Source organism: Candidatus Vondammii sp. HM_W22 (assembly GCF_022530855.2).
Classification (GTDB): Bacteria; Pseudomonadota; Gammaproteobacteria; order Chromatiales; family Chromatiaceae; genus Vondammii.
Window position 1 is genome coordinate 3204063 of sequence record NZ_CP099567.1, and the last position, 18799, is coordinate 3222861.

General features: G+C 49.3%; 16 protein-coding genes and 10 pseudogenes. 14 read left to right on the forward strand and 12 right to left on the reverse strand.

Features of this window, described 5'->3' with window-relative positions; genetic code table 11:
* Positions 1 to 5: 5 nt before the first annotated feature.
* The 3 genes from glgC to malQ are packed head-to-tail and all read left to right on the forward strand — an operon-like array spanning position 6 to position 4454.
* A complete protein-coding gene (glgC, locus tag MN084_RS18130) occupies positions 6 to 1268 on the forward strand; it encodes a glucose-1-phosphate adenylyltransferase (RefSeq protein WP_241085486.1) in 1263 nt (420 codons plus the stop codon).
* A complete protein-coding gene (locus tag MN084_RS18135; RefSeq protein WP_241085485.1) occupies positions 1258 to 2964 on the forward strand; it encodes a glycoside hydrolase family 57 protein in 1707 nt (568 codons plus the stop codon). The genes glgC and MN084_RS18135 overlap by 11 nt, the downstream gene beginning before the upstream one ends.
* Positions 2961 to 4454: a 4-alpha-glucanotransferase gene (gene malQ, locus MN084_RS18140; RefSeq protein WP_241085484.1), complete on the forward strand. Its 1494-nt coding sequence runs from the start codon at positions 2961 to 2963 to the stop codon at positions 4452 to 4454. Before MN084_RS18135 ends, malQ begins: the two co-directional genes overlap by 4 nt.
* 388 nt (positions 4455 to 4842) lie before the next feature.
* On the opposite strand, the pseudogene MN084_RS18145 reads toward malQ, so the two are convergent.
* Positions 4843 to 5193: pseudogene (locus MN084_RS18145) on the reverse strand (transposase); the annotation flags it as partial.
* Here MN084_RS18145 and MN084_RS18150 point away from each other — a divergent pair.
* Positions 5190 to 5524, forward strand: a pseudogene (locus tag MN084_RS18150) (transposase); the annotation flags it as partial. The pseudogenes MN084_RS18145 and MN084_RS18150 sit on opposite strands and share 4 nt — an antisense overlap.
* Here MN084_RS18150 and MN084_RS20120 read toward each other — a convergent pair.
* Positions 5502 to 5729, reverse strand: a complete 228-nt coding sequence (locus MN084_RS20120; RefSeq protein WP_241085482.1) for a transposase — start codon at positions 5727 to 5729, stop codon at positions 5502 to 5504. The pseudogene MN084_RS18150 and the gene MN084_RS20120 overlap by 23 nt on opposite strands.
* 539 nt (positions 5730 to 6268) lie before the next feature.
* On the opposite strand from MN084_RS20120, the gene MN084_RS18160 reads away from it, so the two are divergent.
* The 4 genes and pseudogenes from MN084_RS18160 to MN084_RS18175 form a co-directional block, all read left to right on the forward strand.
* Positions 6269 to 6502: a hypothetical protein gene (locus tag MN084_RS18160; protein ID WP_330178224.1), complete on the forward strand. Its 234-nt coding sequence runs from the start codon at positions 6269 to 6271 to the stop codon at positions 6500 to 6502.
* 78 nt (positions 6503 to 6580) lie between these two features.
* Positions 6581 to 7826: pseudogene (locus MN084_RS18165) on the forward strand (IS256 family transposase).
* A 412-nt stretch (positions 7827 to 8238) separates the two neighbouring features.
* Positions 8239 to 8478, forward strand: coding sequence for a hypothetical protein (locus tag MN084_RS18170; protein ID WP_330178225.1), 240 nt, complete (start codon positions 8239 to 8241; stop codon positions 8476 to 8478).
* Positions 8479 to 8529: 51 nt separating this feature from the next.
* Positions 8530 to 9023: pseudogene (locus MN084_RS18175) on the forward strand (ATP-binding protein); the annotation flags it as partial.
* Positions 9024 to 9106: 83 nt separating this feature from the next.
* Here MN084_RS18175 and MN084_RS20125 read toward each other — a convergent pair.
* From MN084_RS20125 to MN084_RS18185, 3 genes are read right to left on the reverse strand one after another with little or no spacing between them, the layout of a single operon-like run.
* A complete protein-coding gene (locus MN084_RS20125; protein WP_445083988.1) occupies positions 9107 to 9370 on the reverse strand; it encodes an integrase core domain-containing protein in 264 nt (87 codons plus the stop codon).
* Positions 9334 to 9918: a DDE-type integrase/transposase/recombinase gene (locus tag MN084_RS18180; RefSeq protein WP_330178226.1), complete on the reverse strand. Its 585-nt coding sequence runs from the start codon at positions 9916 to 9918 to the stop codon at positions 9334 to 9336. The genes MN084_RS20125 and MN084_RS18180 overlap by 37 nt, the downstream gene beginning before the upstream one ends.
* A gap of 20 nt (positions 9919 to 9938) precedes the next feature.
* The gene (locus MN084_RS18185; RefSeq protein WP_241085478.1) at positions 9939 to 10205 is read right to left on the reverse strand and encodes a transposase; all 267 of its coding nucleotides are present in this window, start codon (positions 10203 to 10205) and stop codon (positions 9939 to 9941) included.
* Between the two features lie 99 nt (positions 10206 to 10304).
* Here MN084_RS18185 and MN084_RS18190 point away from each other — a divergent pair.
* The 4 genes and pseudogenes from MN084_RS18190 to MN084_RS20130 form a co-directional block, all read left to right on the forward strand.
* Positions 10305 to 10433: pseudogene (locus tag MN084_RS18190) on the forward strand (ATP-binding protein); the annotation flags it as partial.
* 36 nt (positions 10434 to 10469) lie between these two features.
* A complete protein-coding gene (locus tag MN084_RS18195) occupies positions 10470 to 10784 on the forward strand; it encodes a hypothetical protein (RefSeq protein ID WP_445083860.1) in 315 nt (104 codons plus the stop codon).
* Between the two features lie 40 nt (positions 10785 to 10824).
* The gene (yaaA, locus tag MN084_RS18200; RefSeq protein WP_241085477.1) at positions 10825 to 11613 is read left to right on the forward strand and encodes a peroxide stress protein YaaA; all 789 of its coding nucleotides are present in this window, start codon (positions 10825 to 10827) and stop codon (positions 11611 to 11613) included.
* A 223-nt stretch (positions 11614 to 11836) separates the two neighbouring features.
* Positions 11837 to 12080, forward strand: a pseudogene (locus tag MN084_RS20130) (IS701 family transposase); the annotation flags it as partial.
* A 537-nt stretch (positions 12081 to 12617) separates the two neighbouring features.
* On the opposite strand, the pseudogene MN084_RS18210 reads toward MN084_RS20130, so the two are convergent.
* A pseudogene (locus MN084_RS18210) lies at positions 12618 to 12975 on the reverse strand (RidA family protein).
* 781 nt (positions 12976 to 13756) lie between these two features.
* Here MN084_RS18210 and MN084_RS18215 point away from each other — a divergent pair.
* Positions 13757 to 14626, forward strand: a complete 870-nt coding sequence (locus tag MN084_RS18215) for an AEC family transporter (RefSeq protein ID WP_330178227.1) — start codon at positions 13757 to 13759, stop codon at positions 14624 to 14626.
* Between the two features lie 316 nt (positions 14627 to 14942).
* Here the strand turns inward: MN084_RS18215 and MN084_RS18220 are convergent, their stop codons facing one another.
* The 5 genes and pseudogenes from MN084_RS18220 to MN084_RS18240 form a co-directional block, all read right to left on the reverse strand.
* On the reverse strand, positions 14943 to 15155 hold the full coding sequence (locus MN084_RS18220; RefSeq protein ID WP_330178568.1) for a hypothetical protein: 213 nt from the start codon (positions 15153 to 15155) through the stop codon (positions 14943 to 14945).
* Entirely contained in the window at positions 15118 to 15465 is a 348-nt protein-coding gene (locus tag MN084_RS18225; RefSeq protein WP_330178569.1) for a transposase, read from the reverse strand. The genes MN084_RS18220 and MN084_RS18225 overlap by 38 nt, the downstream gene beginning before the upstream one ends.
* 36 nt (positions 15466 to 15501) lie before the next feature.
* Positions 15502 to 16576, reverse strand: a pseudogene (locus tag MN084_RS18230) (IS3 family transposase); the annotation flags it as partial.
* Between the two features lie 117 nt (positions 16577 to 16693).
* A complete protein-coding gene (locus MN084_RS18235; protein ID WP_241085474.1) occupies positions 16694 to 17503 on the reverse strand; it encodes an IS3 family transposase in 810 nt (269 codons plus the stop codon).
* A gap of 20 nt (positions 17504 to 17523) precedes the next feature.
* Positions 17524 to 17787 (reverse strand): transposase, encoded by a 264-nt coding sequence (locus tag MN084_RS18240; protein WP_241084966.1) that lies wholly within the window; start codon positions 17785 to 17787, stop codon positions 17524 to 17526.
* Positions 17788 to 17879: 92 nt separating this feature from the next.
* Between MN084_RS18240 and MN084_RS18245 the strand changes: the two are divergent.
* Positions 17880 to 18243 (forward strand): annotated as a pseudogene (locus MN084_RS18245) (integrase core domain-containing protein); the annotation flags it as partial.
* A gap of 136 nt (positions 18244 to 18379) precedes the next feature.
* Here the strand turns inward: MN084_RS18245 and MN084_RS18250 are convergent.
* Positions 18380 to 18559, reverse strand: a pseudogene (locus MN084_RS18250) (transposase); the annotation flags it as partial.
* Positions 18560 to 18799: the final 240 nt, after the last annotated feature.

Genomic DNA, 18799 nt, shown 5'->3' on the forward strand with positions numbered 1-18799 from the left:
TAACCATGAAAGAATCTCAATGCAATATCAGTCCACTGACCAAAAGCACCCTGGCATTAATACTGGCGGGGGGACGAGGGTCACGACTTAGACAACTCACTGCCTGGCGAACCAAGCCGGCCGTTCCGTTTGGCGGGAAGTTTCGTATTATCGATTTTCCACTCTCCAACTGCATCAATGCCGGTATCCGACGAATCGCAGTACTGACCCAATACAAGGCACACTCACTGCTGCAGCACCTGAGTAATGGCTGGTCATTCCTTCGCGGTGAATTTGGTGAATATGTTGAGATACTGCCAGCCTCCCAGCGCATGGGAGAGTCCTGGTACGCCGGCACGGCGGATGCGGTTTTCCAGAACCTGGATATTCTGCGCCACCACGGACCCCAGTATATTTTGATACTGGCAGGCGACCATATCTATAAAATGGACTATGGTAAGATGCTCGCCCACCATGCCAAGCACGATGCAGACATGACGGTCAGCTGCATCGAAGTACCTCTAGAGGAGGCAAAGTCTTTTGGTGTTATGAGCCTGGATCACAACTCAAGAGTGGTGGAATTTAAAGAAAAACCAGAAAACCCGGAACCGATGATCGGCCGGCCCGACAAGGCGCTGGCATCCATGGGTATCTATATATTCAATGCCAATTTCCTTTATGAGCAGCTGATAAGAGATGCCAGCGAGCCAAAATCCAGCCATGATTTTGGTCATGACATCATCCCTCATATTGTCAGCCGATATAAAGTAGTTGGTTTCCCATTCCGTGACCCGGAGACAGGAGGAAAGATCTACTGGCGTGATGTAGGTACAATCGACGCCTTCTGGGAGGCGAACCTGGAGCTGATCGGCGTGACACCTGAGCTTAACCTCTATGATAAAAACTGGCCTATCTGGACCCACCAGGCCCAGCTCCCCCCAGCAAAATTTGTCTTTGATAACGATGGCCGACGTGGCACCGCGACCGATACCATGGTATCAGGCGGCTGCATTATCTCCGGTGCCTCTATAAAGCACTCACTGCTCTTCTCCAACGTGGTTGTGAATGAAGGCTCCAATGTTGAGAACTCGGTCATTCTGCCTGATGTCGAGATAGGGAAGGACTGTCATATCAATAACGCGGTCATCGACAAGGGCTGCTATATTGCCAACGGCCTTTCAGTTGGGTGTGACCCCGAAAGCGATGACCGGCACTTCCATGTTTCAGAAAATGGCGTAGTACTTGTCACTCCGAATATGCTGGGGCAGAATATCCACCATGCAGTGTAAGAAAAAACTCGACGTAGTGCTCGTCTGGCATATGCACCAACCACACTATAAAGATCAGAGCAATGGAGATTACCGGCTGCCATGGACCTACCTCCACGCGATAAAAGATTACGTGGATATGGCAGCCCATCTTGAAGCCTGCCCGAATGCATGCAGCGTGGTCAACTTTTCGCCCACGCTATTGGAGCAGATCGATGACTACGCCCAGCAGACCCAACGCTATCTAAAAGATGGGACACTGGTTAAGGACCCCCTGCTAAATGCCCTGGCAACGGGAAAATTCCCCAAGAATGCTGAGAAGCGGTCGGCATTGGTCCTCAGTTGCATCCGTGCCAATGAAGAGCACGCCATTGGACGGTATAAGGAATTCCAGCAACTTACCCGGATGATTGGTGACCCCGAAACCCTATCGGAGCGCAGTAACTATCTCTCCAACCAGTTCATTGCCGATCTGCTGGTCTGGTATCACCTGGTCTGGATTGGCGAGACAGTGCGCCGTAAAAATGAGCGTATCATCCAACTGATCGAGAAGGGACAATTCTTTACTCCGGATGATCGCCACCAGCTCTTTTATGTTATCAGTAAATTGCTCTCAGGGCTAATCGATCGCTACAAAGCGCTGGCCGTGCGCGGTCAGGCAGAGCTATCCTTCACCCCCTATTCACACCCCATCATGCCGCTACTGCTGGATTTCGGATCAGCCCGCCAAGCATGGCCGGACATCGTCCTCCCCGATGCCGAGAAATACCCTGGTGGAAAAGTGCGCGCCCACTGGCATATCGACCAAGGAATAGCCTGCTTTGAACGCTATTTCGGATTCAAACCTACTGGCTGCTGGCCCGCCGAGGGAGGGATCTGTGAAAAGAGTCTGCAACTGCTTGGAGAGCATGGCCTGGAATGGGCAGCAACCGGTGAAAACGTCTTAATTAACAGTTTGAATGATGAAGAAAAATCGGTACCTGACAAGATTTGGCTATACCAATCCTATCTGGCACCAAAGAGTGACATCGCCTGCTTCTTCCGGGATGATGGCCTCTCTGACCTGATCGGCTTTGAATATGCCCGCTGGCATGCCGACAATGCAGTGGCCAATCTGATATCGCACCTGGAACACATTGCGGTAAAAACAGCGGACCAGCCAGACGCTATCGTATCCATCATCCTGGATGGAGAAAACGCCTGGGAGACCTATCCCTACAACGGATACTACTTTCTCAACGGGCTATACAAACACCTGGCCGTACACCCAAACCTGAACCTGACCACCTACAAAAAACACCTGACTACACACCCTGCCGAACATAAGCTAGCCAAGATTACTGCAGGTAGCTGGGTTCATGGCACTTTCTCCACCTGGATAGGTGACCCGGGTAAAAACCGCGCCTGGGAACTGCTGGCCGATGCCAAACAGGCATTTGATGAAGTCATCAATGCAGGGCAGCTGGATGAGAAAACCGTGGTAAAAGCTGAACAGGAGCTGGCTATTTGTGAGGCTTCGGATTGGGCCTGGTGGTTTGGTGACTACAATCCGGAAGGTGCGGTCAGTGACTTTGATGAGATCTACCGCCTGCACCTCTCCAACCTCTACAAAACATTAGGGGTGCCTGTTCCTGACGTATTGCATCAGGTGATATCACGAGGTTCTGGCGACCCCACAGTGGGTGGCGTGATGCGGGCCGGGCAGGCCGATGGATGATCACTGACAACACCCCAAAAGCGATAGATCAAAGAAGCGCCGGGGTGCTGCTCCATCCCACATCGCTGCCAAGCGGCGATCTGGGGAGTGATGCTTATCGTTTTGTCGATTTTCTTACCGAGTGCAAATTCAGCTACTGGCAAATGCTACCGCTTGGCCAACCATCCCACGGGCTTTCACCCTATCAATGCCTGTCAGTTCACGCTGGAAACACGGCGCTCATCAGTCCTGAAATGCTGGTAAAGTCCGGCTGGATTGAATCAATACCTACCAAGAACAACTTTCCCGACCGAACTATTGCACTGCGCCAAGCCTGGAATAGCGTTGATCAAAATTCTGCTAAAGATGCACAGGACAAGCTCAGCAGATTCGAGCAACTTCATGCCCACTGGATCAAGGATTATGCACTGTTTCTGGCGCTTAAAGCAGAGCATAACGATGCACCCTGGTGGGAGTGGCCAGAGCCTCTCCGGGATCGGAATCCAGAGGCTATTCGCCAGGCTGAATCTGGCCTGGAAGCGGAGATCCGATTCCACTCTTTCGGCCAATTTATTTTCCTCAGCCAATGGCAGGCCCTCCGGCAGTACGCCAATGTAAAAGGGATACGTCTGTTTGGTGACACACCCATATTTATCGCCGAAAACAGTGCCGACGCCTGGACTCATCGCAACTATTTTCTGCTCAACGAACAAGGAAGACCGAGTGTTGTGGCAGGCGTGCCGCCTGACTACTTCTCCAGTACCGGTCAGCGCTGGGGCAACCCACTCTACAATTGGGAGGCCATTCAGGCAGATGGCTTCAGCTGGTGGATAGAGCAGTTAGAAACACAATTTGATCGGTTTGATCTGCTTCGGATTGACCACTTCCGCAGTTTTCAAGCCTACTGGGAAATATCCGCTGCAAGCCAGACTGCCGAAACAGGACGCGGGGTGGAAGCGCCGGGAGAGGCACTGTTTGAGGCATTAGATACCCATTTTAATCCACTCCCCATAGTGGTTGAAGACCTGGGGACAATCACAGAAGAGGTGACCGCTCTGCGTGACCAATTCGAACTTCCTGGAATGAAGATTCTTCAGTTCGCTTTCGATGGAAATCCAGACAACCCTTATCTGCCCGACAATATAGGCATGGAGTTTGTCGTCTATACCGGCACACATGACAATGATACGACCGTCGGCTGGTACGATGATCTGCCTGACGATGCAAAAGAGAGAGTCGGCGGCTACACCAACCCGGCAGAAACGAGGATGCCCTGGGGGTTAATTGAACTTGCCTTGAGCAGCAATGCAAAACTTGCCATCCTGCCAATGCAGGACCTGCTGGAGCTGGGGTCTGAAGCGAGAATGAATCTACCGGGAAGTCTTAATCAACATAACTGGGCATGGCAAGTCGGCTGGCATCAGATTCCTGAGCATTTGGCCGAGCGATTAAGCAGCCTACTGCAGGCCTGCAACAGAGAATACACCAACGCCCAACACCCCTGTAGATAATCGTTCCTGAAGTATCAGACTGAGGATCTAGTCCCTTTTAGATCTAATTATCCGCCCATATTTAGAATGATAATTCGATTTCCCGCTAACCTTACCCAAGGTGGGATTCAAGTTGTAAGTGCATCACCTGTGCTTTTCAGTTCGTAAAGACTATGCGTCTGATAATTGAGGCATTTCCAATGTCGATTGTTGAACTTTTCCACCACCGTTGCAAGCATTAGATCAGTGATCTTTTTGCCAATCGATCCCTTTAGGAGAGTAATGACGTAGCGGCCCATTGGTATTTTCATTGGTGCCCGGCTGCCAGGGGGGTAAGGATCAGAAAAGTAAACATTCATGCCTGTGGCCTCTTCAATTTTCTTGAACTGAGCACATTCTTTACCGTCAGATATTTTGACTCGTACGCTTTCACAAACAACTCCAAGGCTTTCTCTGCATTATCCCGAGTATCGGCTTGCCAGATATCGTGCAACGCCTGCTTGGCTTTTGGCTGTAATAACTTGGGCAAAGTATTGAGCACATGACCCGTTTTATGCATCCAGCAGCGTTGCTGACGGGTTTCCGGGTAGGTCTCCTCCAAGCCGATCCAGACACCATCACCGATAGCCAGTGCCAGACTGTTCATTCCACGTGATTTCAACTTCAGCAGGACTTCATGCCAGCTCTGCGTGGACTCCCGGGCACCATCTTCTATCGCCAGAAAATGCTTCTCATCCCGTTCATTGACACCAACTAATAACCAATGTGCCAAGTTCAACGAAGAACAAAGAGAAAAGCCGTGATCCAGATATGCATCAAGCCCGCAAAGGCAATCAATGGTACTTTGGCATGAAGACCCATATTGTCGTAGGCAGCAAAACCAAACTGATCCACTCAATTGCTCTGACACCGGCCAATGTTCATGACTCGCAGGTATTTTGTTGCATGGAAACGAAATACGCGTACGAGGAAATTCTACTTATGCAGGACAGAGAGATAAACTGACCAAGCATGCGCCAAAGGCCAAAGATTTTACCCAGAAGAAAGCCTACCGTAATCGACAATTAACTAGACAAGAGCCATCAGCGAATCGTACAAATCGAGAACGCGCGCCAGACTGAGGTAAGCAGAATCGGCCCAGGCACTTCCATTACTATTGTTCTCATCCAGCAGTTCCTGGAGACCTAGCCATCGCAGAACTTCTGCTGATGCGATGGCATACTTGCGAATGACCTTGTGCTTCCGGTCTATGCCGATATTTTTTTTGTACCCATAGTGTTTTTTTCCACGCTTCATGATCCAACAGGCTTCAACATCCTTCTGGCGGCATTTGTTATCACTCCATTGTTAAATTGCATCCAAAAATGCCCCCCTAACCACCATCATTTGCACCGAAAATTGACCCACGTGTGACTCTGACCAGCTGGCTGCATCGGGAGGCACGGCGTAAACGCAAACAGCGATTATCACTAAAATGACTGTCTTATAGCTTATAATCTGGTGCCGCTGGTTCTATACCGGCTCTTATGACCGTGTCGCTACTTTTGCCAGAGATTGGCGGGCGCAACAGCAGGAAAGCTTCACGTGTTCGCCAGTAGCGGCGCCTAGGTACTATTGGCCTTTGCTGGAGAAGCTTTTCAGTTTGATTGGAGCGAGGGCTACGTTGTTCTGGGTGGCAAAAGCACCAAGTGACAGATTGCCCGGTTCAAGCTCAGTAGCCGCCGTGCTTTCTTTCTGCGCGCTTATCCCCCAAATCCAGGAGATGCATCTTTGATGCGCACAACCCGGCCTTCAGGGCGCCCGGCGGTGTGCTGGAGCGTGGTATCTACGACACTATGAAGACCGCTGTTGATAAGGTCCGTCGCGGTAAGAGGCGTGTACTCAATACCCGCTTCAAGGTCATGGCCAGCCATTTCATCGTTTGTAACTCAGTCGCAGGCTGGGAGAAGGGCTGGATAGAAAAAAATGTTCGAGACTCCCGCTATCGCCTCTGGCATCAGGCGTCGGCATTTGCGGATATTGATGTGCTGAACATCTGGCTAGGAGTTATAACTGAAAGTGTTGTTTGAAAGGAATTGAAAAAGAGCGGGGTATCTGGTTGATTTGTTGTTGCGAGACATCAAAACAACCATTGGAGATACGCCACCATGAGTAAGAATAACGTTGTTAAGCTGGCAGTTCGAGATACGATTATCGATCCGCTGACAGAGTTGCCGAGAAGCGGTGCAGAGCAGTTGATCTGCCAGGCGGTGGAGGCCGAGCTGCTGGAGCTGTTGGCGGAGCACGTCGAGCGACGGACAGAGGATGGCAAGGCGGGTGTGGTGCGTAATGGTCACCTGCCAGCTCGTAAACTGCAGACAGGATTGGGGCCGGTCACGGTCAAGATCCCCAAAGTTCGCGCGAAGACCGGCGAGCCGGTGACGTTCCGATCAGCTCTGGTGCCGCCGTATGTACGCAAGACGAAGTCACTGGAAGCGGCACTGCCGTGGCTCTACCTGAAGAGGATTTCCAGTGGAGAGATGGGTGAAGCCCTGAAAGTGCTGGTGGTTCCGGGTGCAACAGGCTTGTCGGCGGGCAGAGTATCGCGTCTGAAGCAGGTCTGGGCAGAAGAATATCGGAGCTGGTGCGAGGAGCGCATGGATAAGGGCCATTGGGTGTATGTGTGGGCAGACGGTGTCTACAGCGGACAGAGAGCAGAGCAGACGAAGCTGTGTGCCCTGGTGGTGATCGGCATGAATGAGCGTGGTGAGAAGCATTTTCTGGCAATTGAAAATGGTGTGCGGGAATCCACACAGCTGGAGGGAGGTACTGTTGAAACTGAAGTCACGCGGACTGACCCCGCCAAAATTGGCGATCAGTGACGGTGCCATGGTATTCCGGGCTGCGCTGTAGGAAGTGTATCCGGAGACGCGTCAGCAGCGCTGCTGGATGCACAAGACCATGAACGTGCTGAACTGCCTGCCAAGGTCAGCTCAGCCGAAAGCGAAGCAGGCACTGCATAACATCTGGCAGTCGGAGACCCAGGCCGATGCAGAAAAGGCCTTTGATCTGTTTATCAAAACGTATGAGCCAAAGTATCCGAAGGCTGCCATCTGTCTGCACAAAGACCGAGAGGAACTGATGGCTTTCTATCAATTTCCTGCGCAGCACTGGCAGAGCATTCGGACCAGCAATCCGATTGAATCCACCTTCGGGACAATCCGCCATCGAACCAGGCGTTCCAAGGGCTGCCTATCGCGTGACGGCATGCTACACATGATGTTCAAACTCGGCCTGTGTGCCGAGAAGACGTGGAGACGATTACGGGGTTTCGATTATCTGGCGAAGGTGATAACCGGAATCAAATTTAAAGAGGGTGTTGAGGTAGCAAGAGTCGATCAGGTCACCGCTTGATTCAACTGGCTAAACACCAGATTTGACTATAACTCTCTGGCTAGTGCTATAAGGCCTTATGGTAAGAGATCTATCATTCTGAGTACAAAGACAGCACAATTGCCGATGCTTGGCAGGACGAAGTTGTTCGCCTGATGTCGATTCCTGCGCCCTTTGACGGATATATAGAACACAGTAAGCGGGTCTTATCCACCTGCCTGATTATCTTTGATAACAGTCGTTACAGTGTACCCGCTTCTTTTACCAATCGCCCACCAGCTTACATGTTGATGCCCATAGATTGGTGATGATTGCAGAGGAGAAGGTGATTGCAGAACATCAGCGTATGTTCACACGAGATCACAGCCAAAAGGGACAAACAATCTATGACTAGCATCACTACCCGTCGGTACTGCAGCGTAAGCCCGGTGCGTTGCGCAATGGAACACCCTTCCAGGAATGCCAGAGAGCTTCCGCAAACTACAAAAACAACGGCTCAAGCATCCCGGTGACAACCGGGATATGGTCAATGCTGCAACATGATGAACGCAAGCTAGAACAGGCCATTACCACTGCACTGACCAGTGGCAGCCCTTCTAAACAGCACGTTATTAGCTGTCTGGGTAAGCCAAGACCGGCATTGCTCAAGCGCGTCCTGAACTCACGCTGGTAAAGAAGCCCAAAGCCGATACAGGCCGTTATGATCACTTACGGGGGAAACGCCATGTCCGTTGATGCCACGATAGCAACCATGAAGTTACTAAAACTCCACGGTATGGCGCAAAGCATTGCAGAGCTGTCTGAGCAAGCTTCATCTGCTTACAGCAAAGCAGAACCCATACTGCAGCAATGACTCAAAGCCGAAGTCGCTGAACGAGAAGTGCGTTCTATTCAATATCAAATGAAGCTGGCAGGCTTTGATTTTATCCAAAGTCAGGTAAACGAAGAACTGATTACTGCACTGCATCACTGCGAATTTATAGAAGAGGCCCAGAGCATCGTTTTTGTGGGCCCTGGTACCGATAAACCCCTCCTGGCGACTATAATCACGGTGCAGGCCTTCACCACCATCATAAGCCTATTCGCTTTTTATCGACTATTGAGCTGGTTAAACTGCTGGAGCAGGAGAAACAACCCGGTAAGCAGGGACCAATGGCTAACAGGTTGATGCATGCGGATCTCGTGACTCCTGGTGAACCGGGTTATCTTCCCTTTAGCTAGGCAGGTGGTGCTTTGTTATTCCATCTTCTCAGCAAGCTGTATGGACGTGAAATGCCCCCATTCTATGGCCACTTGGCGTGTTAGGCTCTCCGCATTTCACGTAATCCAAAATACGCCATCTCTCGCGTGACGTAGTGTTGTGAACTGTGGGGTCGCCGCTCATTATATCGGCAACGCCACTGTTCAATAACAACTCTGGCTTCGGTCAGGCTACCAAATATCTCTGCATTTAAACACTCCTTGCGGAAAATGCCGTTGAAGCTTTCATTGCTGCCATTTTGCCAGGGTTTTCCCGGTTCAATATTGGCTAGCTTAATATCATCCTTTTCCAGTTCCTCGCGCAGTACGAGGGGGCCAACAGCTCAGCTCCGTTGTCGCTGCGAATGGCTCGGGGAATTCCGTAGCGAATGATTAATTCACGTAGCACCGCTTTCACGTGTTGACTCTGTAGGTATCGACCAGTTTTGATCGCCAGGCAATAACCGGTTGCTTCGTCCTTGACCGTCAAGCACCGCAGAGGCTCTGCGTCATGATAGCGGTCATGTACGAAATCCCATGCCCACACATCATTCCGTCGTAGCGCCAATCCCTCCAGTTTTACCCCAGTGCGAATCTTCCGTCGAGGGCGATAAGGCGGCAAACACAGGCCATTAAGCCGCCAGAGTCGATATACGCGTTTGTTGTTTACCTGCCAACCTCTGAGCCGCAGATAGGCGCCTGATAAACGATAGCCCCAACTGGGATCCTCCCGCACCACTACACGCAACGCGGCCGACAGATGCCGGTCACGACGTTCTCGTTTTGAACTATAATGAAGCCCCGATCGCGGTGTCGTACAAAGCCAGCTTGCTCGCCTTTGGCTAAGGCCCCGCTCAATAGCAAACAATGCCATGGCGCGCTTCGCGCGGGGGCTCACCACTTTTTTGCTTGTATCTCCTTCATGACCTCTACTTCCAGGTCACGTTCTGCTAGCAGCTTTTTGAGCCGCATGTTCTCATCCTTGACTCGCTTTAGCTCCCGCACATCTGAAACTTCCATCCCGGCATAATACTTGTTGCGCCAACGGTAGATTGACTGCTCCGATACGCCGTGTTTGCGTGCTGCCGCTACGGCCGTTGTTGCCTCTGCATCGCGCAGTACAGCCACGATCTGCTCATCTGAAAAATGTCCCTTCTTCATCCTGGTCCTCCTCAGGTAGAGGAAAACCTAACATACCACTGGTCTAGTATTCGGGGGGCAATCCAGACGCATCCACGTCATTATTACCATCAATGTCAGTTCATTGAATGGTCGAATCTCTTTGGTGATGAAAAGATGACTGCACTGCTTGGTCAACTGACCCATCACTGCCATATCATCAAAACCCGCAATACGGAGAGAAAAACCAAGCGAAAACCCAAGAAATAAGTCATAATCCGGCTTGATTAGGTGGGCCACTTTTGGATGCAATTTAACATAGTAAGTATATTTGGCTGCCGGGTTAATAAACAGTTTTCCCGCAACCTGAATGCGGACCTGAGTGGTACCCGGGTAAGGGTAACCAATATTGAACCTAGAATGGCAGAGTCTGAGTTTTCACTGGTCCGCTTCAGTGGGAATGCAGCACCAGCGGATAAAGTCTATGAGGGTATCGAGCCTCTGCTGCTGGAAAATATTACAGAGATGGTCTATTGGGTTGTGAATCTGCCCTGGCATGTAAATACCAACCGCCCTGAGGTAATGCCTACTCTGCCAGAGTCCAGGCATGTTTATCATTGACCGTGAAAATGGAGGCACGGACAAATAGTCCGATATTAATATGCTGTTAGTTATCTCACCCGCAAAAAAACTTGATTATAAAGATGCCCTGCCGGAAATCGGTATGGCAAATCCCCAGTTTCTTGCCGAGGCTGAAACCATCGCCGCCATTATGCAGAAAAAGAGCAGAGCCGAAATCAAGCAGTTGATGAAGTTGAGCGATAATCTGGCTGAACTTAACTACACACGCTATCAGAACTGGACAGCAGCCACTGGAATAGAGGTGGCAAAACAGGCCATTCTCGCTTTTAAGGGGGATGTATACGCGGGAATGAATGCAGCCACGTTTGAAATGGGGGACTTTGAGTTTGCCCAAAAGCATCTGCGAATTCTTTCAGGCTTCTATGGATTATTGCGTCCGCTGGATATGATCCAGGCCCACCGCCTAGAGATGGGAGCCCGTCTTGAGAACCCAAAGGGCAAAAACCTTTATGAGTACTGGCAGGACCTGGTAACGCCTTTGGTGGATAAGGATGTACAGGATGCGGGCGGTATTTTAATAAACCTAGCATCCAATGAGTACTTTAAAGTATTGGATCAACAGAAGCTTCAATCTTCGGTAATCATGCCGATATTCAAGGACTATAAAAATGGCGTGTATAAAGCCATCAGCCTGTATGCCAAGCGGGCCAGGGGGATGATGAGTGCCTTCTGTATTCAAAATCGGCTGGAAGAACCTGACCAGTTAAAGGCGTTTTCCGAAGCCGGGTACAGTTTTTCATCTGAAGATTCTGATGAAGTACATTTCATCTTCACCAGAAAACAGAAACGCTTCGCACCGAGGTGCTGAGCAGCGGCACCGCCTCCAATCTGCATGATTTGGCAGGATTAAGTTCCACACGTGACTGTAGTCTGTTTTTTTACCGTCTCCGCGAATTTATTTACTTTATTCATTGATCTAGAGTTTAGAGTTTCAAGAGGATAAAACCCGAAAACCGCATAAAAAGCTTGACATGGCAGCAGTTCAAGCATTGCCGCGCCTTTAGAAGAGAATAGAGCTTCTGGAGACCGCTATGAACGCAACAAAATACGGTAATATCCCCCGCGAGCTGTCCCATTGGATAACATTGTTGTGCAAAGCGCTACCCCTAGAATCTGCCGGTACTTTCATTGAGTTACTTATTGGCTCGATGCTTATCTGCGGGTTTTATAACTGATCCCTATTTGATGCTGGATATGCGAAGCCATTGGACCAGTTACTACAAATGGTTACAGAATGGCAGATGGTCATGGCTGGCCTTAGCACAGCAATTTGTGACTCATACAGGCCTGAGTCTTACCCCAGAAGAGATCATTGAGGTCTATGGAGAACGCTGGTCGATTCAATCTATATTTAATCAACTGAAGCTTTCTTGAGGATGAAGAAAGCGTGGTAGCAAACCCTACACCGCTGGGTCCATTTAGCGGCGGTGGGGTATGGGCCTAGTGCAGTTGCTGAGGTTGTTGAACGACAATTGTATTCAGCAGTTGTGCCGTCATTCACCCTAGCGGCGGGACAATCCAATAATAGCAGGGCAAATTCGTAAGAGGCTCGTAACCATTTTTTGCCATGTTACTGTGAGGGAGTGGTGGGGATCGTAAATGCGAAAAATTCAAGCCCAAAATTGGCTAGGAAGTGAATATGCAGCAAGATTATGAGCTTAGCCACTTTGTAATAAGCGGCAGCGGGTCATTACAGCCATAATAATATGATTAGTTGGTAGCATATAGGAGACTTGGCTTCTGATCTGAAAAACGGCGTTCTGAGACGGCTGTTGAGCTGTGCTTGGCGACACCCAATGGGCATTTGCAGTCTCACCAAGGTCGTTTGGCGATCAAATCAATCTCCACTAGCGTATTTAAAGCAAGACCAGTGACCCCCAATACAGGTGCGGGGGCAGCTTTGATTCAGAAAAATAACAGCGATAAGTCTTAGTCATAGCATGGTAATTGCGTTCGAGATCAGTGAGTAAAATCCTTATAGAGACGGTATTTTCCAGTAACAGGTCCAAGCCCTTTAAAACCAGTTGAAGATTCTTCATCACCCGATCGGTTTGTGCTTCCACGCCATCTGGCCGGTAAGAAAAATCCAGCCATCTGCTTCAGCTGCATGTGAAAAGGGGGCGACGAGTGCCGGTGCTGTATTGATCGTGTGGAAAAGTGGTATATTCATGGACGGTTTCTTGAGGAGTAGGGAAGCTGTTTAGCAGTGAAAACAGCTGGTTTTGATCAATTTTTTACTTGTTATTTACTATAATAATTAATAAATCATTGACCATCAATCAGATTGATTTCTCAATTATATATGGTTGTACAAATTATCAAATTACATTAGTAATTACTTATGTTATAACGCTTTCAAGTATTCCATGACACAGGAATAATAATGTCATGATCATTGGTGCGTTTACCGCTCCCGCACTGGTTGCAATTGTCGTCATTGCTGTTTTTCTACTTGTATCTGCAACCAACGGGAATACCAAAAGATAGTTAGTGGCAGGCCTGCCTTCTTGGTCGGTAGTCCTGTTTTAGATTCCCATTCTTTCGGAATTGGAAGAGTAATCACTCTGTAATTTTTTATTTGGAAACTATCAAAAAAGTGTAGAGGCCTGTGAGGAATTCCCTGCTTTTATATTCGCGGCTTCGTCTGCTCTATGCATTTTGCGCGACCACTCCATTCAATCACAAAACTTTTGAGCGGCCGCTGACCATTCTGAATAGATCAGGTGCATGGTTTCTGTTTTACTGTGTCCTGTCTATGAATGGGTGATTGGTGAAGACCACAATATAACGGCAGCCAGCTGAAGATTTCCAGAATTGGAATCTGTAAGATAGCACTGATCGTATTTTGTCCCACCGCTTACAATTCTTTCTGCCGGATGCTCTTATATGCTTTCGATTGTTAATGCCCTGATCCCAGTTATTCTGATCATTGCCCTTGGTAAAGTGCTGAAGTGCTGAAGTGCTCTTCACTGTTCAGTGACGAAAGCTGGTCGGGATTTGAAAACCTCTGCTATTTTGTTCTGTTCCCCGCGCTATTGATTAAAACCCTTGCTACTGCCAAATTGGGAACGACGGAGATGGCGCTCTTTTCTGGCATGGTTCTGTTTGCCATCTTTGCCATGAGCGGATTGGTTCTACTGTTATATCCGCTGTTGTCAAAGCAATTTAATGTGACGGCTGCGGAGTTTACCAGCCTGTTTCAGGGAACGACACGCTGGCATGGCTTTATTGCACTCTCCATTGTCGGGTTGCTCTTTGGTGATGAAGGTGTTGCCTATATGGCGATCACCATGGCCGTGATCATTCCACCGCTGAATATCATTAATGTCTCGGTGTTGGCCAAGTTCGCTAATCGTGAGAGCAGTCTTCGTGGTCTGCTGAACAACCTTATCCGCAACCCATTCATTATTTCCTGCATTACGGGCACAGCACTTAACTTGAGTGGAATTGGTTTACCGGAGCCCACCTACACGGTATTTAATATTGTGGGTGGTGGTGCCCTGGGGCTTGGGTTGCTGACGGTTGGAGCCGGTTTAAGATTCGGTCTGGTGCTGGATCACCGCTTTTTGGTCAGCTCCGGGGCTGCCATGCGCCTGCTGGGTATGCCGCTCCTGATGTTTATCGGCGCATGGCTCTTTGACATAGAAGGAATGCCCCGGACGGTGGCCATTATAGCGGCGGCGGTCCCAACGGCGGCCTCTTCCTATATTCTGGCGCGGCAGATGGGCGGTGACGCACCCCTGATGGCAAATCTGATCACCGTTCAAGTACTGTTGTCGACTGTGACACTGCCGGTAATGATCTGGCTTGCCGGGTTGTGATTGACTACCCCATTTCTCACTCTCTGGTGAGAAATGGGGTGCTTAATTTCAGCGCTACAACATCTCAAACCAGCGATTCTCATCCGTTGTTTGGCCTCTGCCCACAACTCCGACGACCCTGCTTGCTGGGAGATGGCCTTATCCAATTGCTTCTCTCATGGATACTAAACCGGCCAGAAACAGATAGGTGTTGGGTTCTTTCAGTGTTATGGGAACCTCTAAAAAACCGACAAAGGCCATATAGTCTCTAGCAAATCAGGAGAGCCCGGTATCTTCACGCTCATTTTTCTGGCAACATCCATATCCATACCTCGCTTCATCCGGCCAGCCACATCAATTGACGCATGTTGTACACCAAATTCATCATACCCATCTTCACACCGACCCTGACTTGCCCGATGCTACGCACCAGTCGATTGGCCTGCTGGGCAAACACGTGCTCAACTCGAGACCGAACTCTTGATCGTTTTCGGTTTGCCTCTTGCTCCCGTTCATTCAGGGGGCGTTTGCGTATCGACTTGCGATGAATCTGACTGCGGTAATGCGCACCCCGGTAAAGCGATGTCCTGTTCTACACGGCGGTAAGCAGAATCAGCCCAGACACTGCCATTACTGTTGTTCTCATCCAGCCGTTCCTCGAAGACCTGGCTATCGTGAACTTCTGCTGATGTGATGGCGTACTTGCGAATGACCTTATCCTTCTGGTCTATGCGGATGTGGCTTTTGTACCCATAATGGGTTTTGCCATGCTTCATGGTTCCAGTGGGCTTCAACATTCTTCTGTCGGCGTTTGCTATCACCCCATGCCTCAGGGCTGCCCCCATTGACCTTCCCCCCATCTTAATACCAAGACTTGGATGAGATAATTCATTCCAAGCGGCCCTATTTACAAAGGCCACAGGTGACAAATAATTTAATGCGCTATGAGGCCGCACGTGATTGTAGTGCTCTCGCCATTGATCAATTTCATGTCTAGCGTCATCAATGGACCTGAACCAATGCTGATTTAAGCATTCATTTCTGAATTTACCGTTTAAGCTTTCTACAAACGCATTCTGAGTAGGCTTACCTGGCTGAATAAAACCTAGCTTAACGCCACTTTCTTTTTGCCAGTAGAACATCGCCTTGCTAGTAAACTCAGTACCATTGTCGCAGATTATTTGATCCGGAGCGCTCCTTAGCTCAATCACCTGAGTTAAAAAACGAGCGACCTGGTGACCATTGATCGAGAAGTCAGAGAGCTGGCCAATAACTTCTCTTGAGTAATCATCAATCACATTAAATACTCGAAAGCCGCGACCATTAGCCAACTGATCACTGACAAAATCCATTGACCAGCGTATATTTTTACCAATGGGCATAATCATCGGTATTCTTGGTCGTATTATCTTCTTGCGTTTTTTAGTCCTCACTTGAAGACCTTCTTCGTTATAGACTCGGTAGGTCCGCTTCTTGTTTTTCACAAGCCCCTCTCCTCTCAGGAGGCCATGTAAAAACAAATAACCATAACTCGGAGCTTCTTTGCCAGCTCAAGTAACCGTTTGCGTAGAGGCTCATCTTTTACCCATTGAGTAACGTACCGAAAAGCGGTTCTACTTAAGCCTACTAATTGGCAAGCTCTACGCTCACTTAATTTGAACCGCGACTTAAGGTAGCTCACGATTTGTTTTCTATCAGCAGGCTTTACCACTTTTTTGAGAGCACATCCTTCATCACCTCAGCTTCAAGCATTTTCTCGGCAAGTAACTTCTTAAGCTTGTTGTTTTCGCTTTCAAGCTCTTTGAGCCGTTTGGCTTCTGAGACATCCATCCCGGCGTGCTTACTTCGTCAGTTATAAAAGCACCCGGTTGAAATGCCGAACTGACGACAAATGTCATCAACTTTTACCCCTAACTCATGCTGCTTGATGGCACCAATAATTTGCTCTTCGCTGTAACGCTTCTTCTTCATGTTGAGATCTCCTAACATACAGACTAATTGGAAATCTCATCCTTGTCATGGCTCTATTTCTGGGGGAAGGTCAGGATGTGCCCATGAAATGCCCCCATTCTATGGCCACTTGGCTTGTTAGGTTCTCCGCATTTCACGTAATCCAAAATACGCCATCTCTGGCGTGACGTAGTGTTGTGAACTGTGGGGTCGCCGCTCATTATATCGGCAACGCCACTGTTCAATAACAACTCTGGCTTCGGTCAGGCTACCAAATATCTCTGCATTTAAACACTCCTTGCGGAAAATGCCGTTGAAGCTTTCATTGCTGCCATTTTGCCAGGGTTTTCCCGGTTCAATATTGGCTAGCTTAATATCATCCTTTTCCAGTTCCTCGCGCAGTACGAAGGCCAACAGCTCAGCTCCGTTGTCGCTGCGAATGGCTCGGGGAATTCCGTAGCGAATGATTAATTCACGTAGCACCGCTTTCACGTGTTGACTCTGTAGGTATCGACCAGTTTTGATTGCCAGACAATAACCGGTTGCTTCGTCCTTGACCGTCAAGCACCGCAGAGGCTCTGCGTCATGATAGCGGTCATGTACGAAATCCCATGCCCACACATCATTCCGTCGTAGCGCCAATCCCTCCAGTTTTACCCCAGTGCGAATCTTCCGTCGAGGGCGATAAGGCGGCAAACACAGACCATTAAGCCGCCAGAGTCGATATACGCGTTTGTTGTTTACCTGCCAACCTCTGAGCCGCAGATAGGTGCCTGATAAACGATAGCCCCAACTGGGATCCTCCCGCACCACTACACGCAACGCGGCCGACAGATGCCGGTCACGACGTTCTCGTTTTGAACTATAATGAAGCCCCGATCGCGGTGTCGTACAAAGCCAGCTTGCTCGCCTTTGGCTAAGGCCCCGTTCAATAGCAAACAATGCCATGGCGCGCTTCGCGCGGGGGCTCACCACTTTTTTGCTTGTATCTCCTTCATGACCTCTACTTCCAGGTCACGTTCTGCTAGCAGCTTTTTGAGCCGCATGTTCTCATCCTTGACTCGCTTTAGCTCCCGCACATCTGAAACTTCCATCCCGGCATACTTGTTGCGCCAACGGTAGATCGACTGCTCCGATACGCCGTGTTTGCGTGCTGCCGCTACGGCCGTTGTTGCCTCTGCATCGCGCAGTACAGCCACGATCTGCTCATCTGAAAAATGTCCCTTCTTCATCCTGGTTCTCCTCAGGTAGAGGAAAACCTAACATACCACTGGTCTAGTGTTCGGGGGGCAATCCACCCAAGGCAAAGAACCAAGTCTGGTCGGTGGATTTATCACTACCCTCATCGCGCGTGGTTCGGGCGCTAGAGCAAATCATTGAGTGGCGTGGAAAACTAGCGGCACTGCGGTGTGACAACGGGCCAGAGTATCTTGGTCAAACCCTGGTGAACTGGGCGAATGCGCACCGAATTACCTTGCTGTATATCCAACCGGGCAAGCCGACACAGAATGCCTGTATTGAGCGGTTTAACCGCACAGCGAGGCATGAATGGTTGGACATGCACCCGTTTGAGAGCATTGCGCATGCCCGGTTATTAGCCACTCAGTGGCTTTGGCAATACAATAACGAAAGGCCACATATGGCCATTGGGAGGAGTACCTCCGAGGCAACTGCTAAAGGCAGCTTAACCCTCTATTTAAAACTCAGGTTATAAATGGGGGGATTACACTCTCTTTTGAACCGCAGACACCAATTCATGAATTGATCAGAGGCTCCTTAGTCTTCAAAGCTAGCTCGATGGTTTGCTTCAAACAGCGCGTCAAACTTACTACCGACTCGGCTGTGCCAACGAATCAGGCTGCAGGAAAGTAAGGAGAGTTCGTGTTGCAGGTATTGAAATCCACAAAAGTACGGCCAATACGGGTTTTCAACCCAGCGTTTCACAACACTTTCATTAAAAGTGTACTTGAGGTAATGCAAGCCCGCCAGTAAACGAGTGGGTAACGGGGCTAGCCAGCGCTTTCGTTGTAAATGACATCAATGTCAGCTTCAAGTTTTTCCCTGTTCATCTTCTCGGAATAACCGCACCAATGGGAGCGAAAGGTTTAAGATCTGAGAAAGTTGTGAACGGAATGAATCAGTACTGTTATCCGAGCTTTGTGGTTTCATATTTGCGAGGTTTTGATGGTGAAGAGGGGATTTTCTTACAAAATATTCTATCATAAATAGTCGACCCTGAAATAT

Bases quoted from the DNA above. Each gene is read 5' to 3' on its own strand.
- MN084_RS18225 (WP_330178569.1), bottom strand. From the start codon at position 15,465: ATGGGGGGAAGGTCAATGGGGGCAGCCCTGAGGCATGGGGTGATAGCA.
- malQ (WP_241085484.1), top strand. From the start codon at position 2,961: ATGATCACTGACAACACCCCAAAAGCGATAGATCAAAGAAGCGCCGGG.
- yaaA (WP_241085477.1), top strand. From the start codon at position 10,825: ATGCTGTTAGTTATCTCACCCGCAAAAAAACTTGATTATAAAGATGCC.
- MN084_RS18185 (WP_241085478.1), bottom strand. From the start codon at position 10,205: ATGAAGAAGGGACATTTTTCAGATGAGCAGATCGTGGCTGTACTGCGC.
- MN084_RS18135 (WP_241085485.1), top strand. From the start codon at position 1,258: ATGCAGTGTAAGAAAAAACTCGACGTAGTGCTCGTCTGGCATATGCAC.
- MN084_RS18240 (WP_241084966.1), bottom strand. From the start codon at position 17,787: ATGAAGAAGGGACATTTTTCAGATGAGCAGATCGTGGCTGTACTGCGC.
- MN084_RS18195 (WP_445083860.1), top strand. From the start codon at position 10,470: ATGCAATTTAACATAGTAAGTATATTTGGCTGCCGGGTTAATAAACAG.
- MN084_RS18160 (WP_330178224.1), top strand. From the start codon at position 6,269: ATGAAGACCGCTGTTGATAAGGTCCGTCGCGGTAAGAGGCGTGTACTC.
- glgC (WP_241085486.1), top strand. From the start codon at position 6: ATGAAAGAATCTCAATGCAATATCAGTCCACTGACCAAAAGCACCCTG.
- MN084_RS18235 (WP_241085474.1), bottom strand. From the start codon at position 17,503: ATGGCATTGTTTGCTATTGAACGGGGCCTTAGCCAAAGGCGAGCAAGC.
- MN084_RS18180 (WP_330178226.1), bottom strand. From the start codon at position 9,918: ATGGCATTGTTTGCTATTGAGCGGGGCCTTAGCCAAAGGCGAGCAAGC.
- MN084_RS20120 (WP_241085482.1), bottom strand. From the start codon at position 5,729: ATGAAGCGTGGAAAAAAACACTATGGGTACAAAAAAAATATCGGCATA.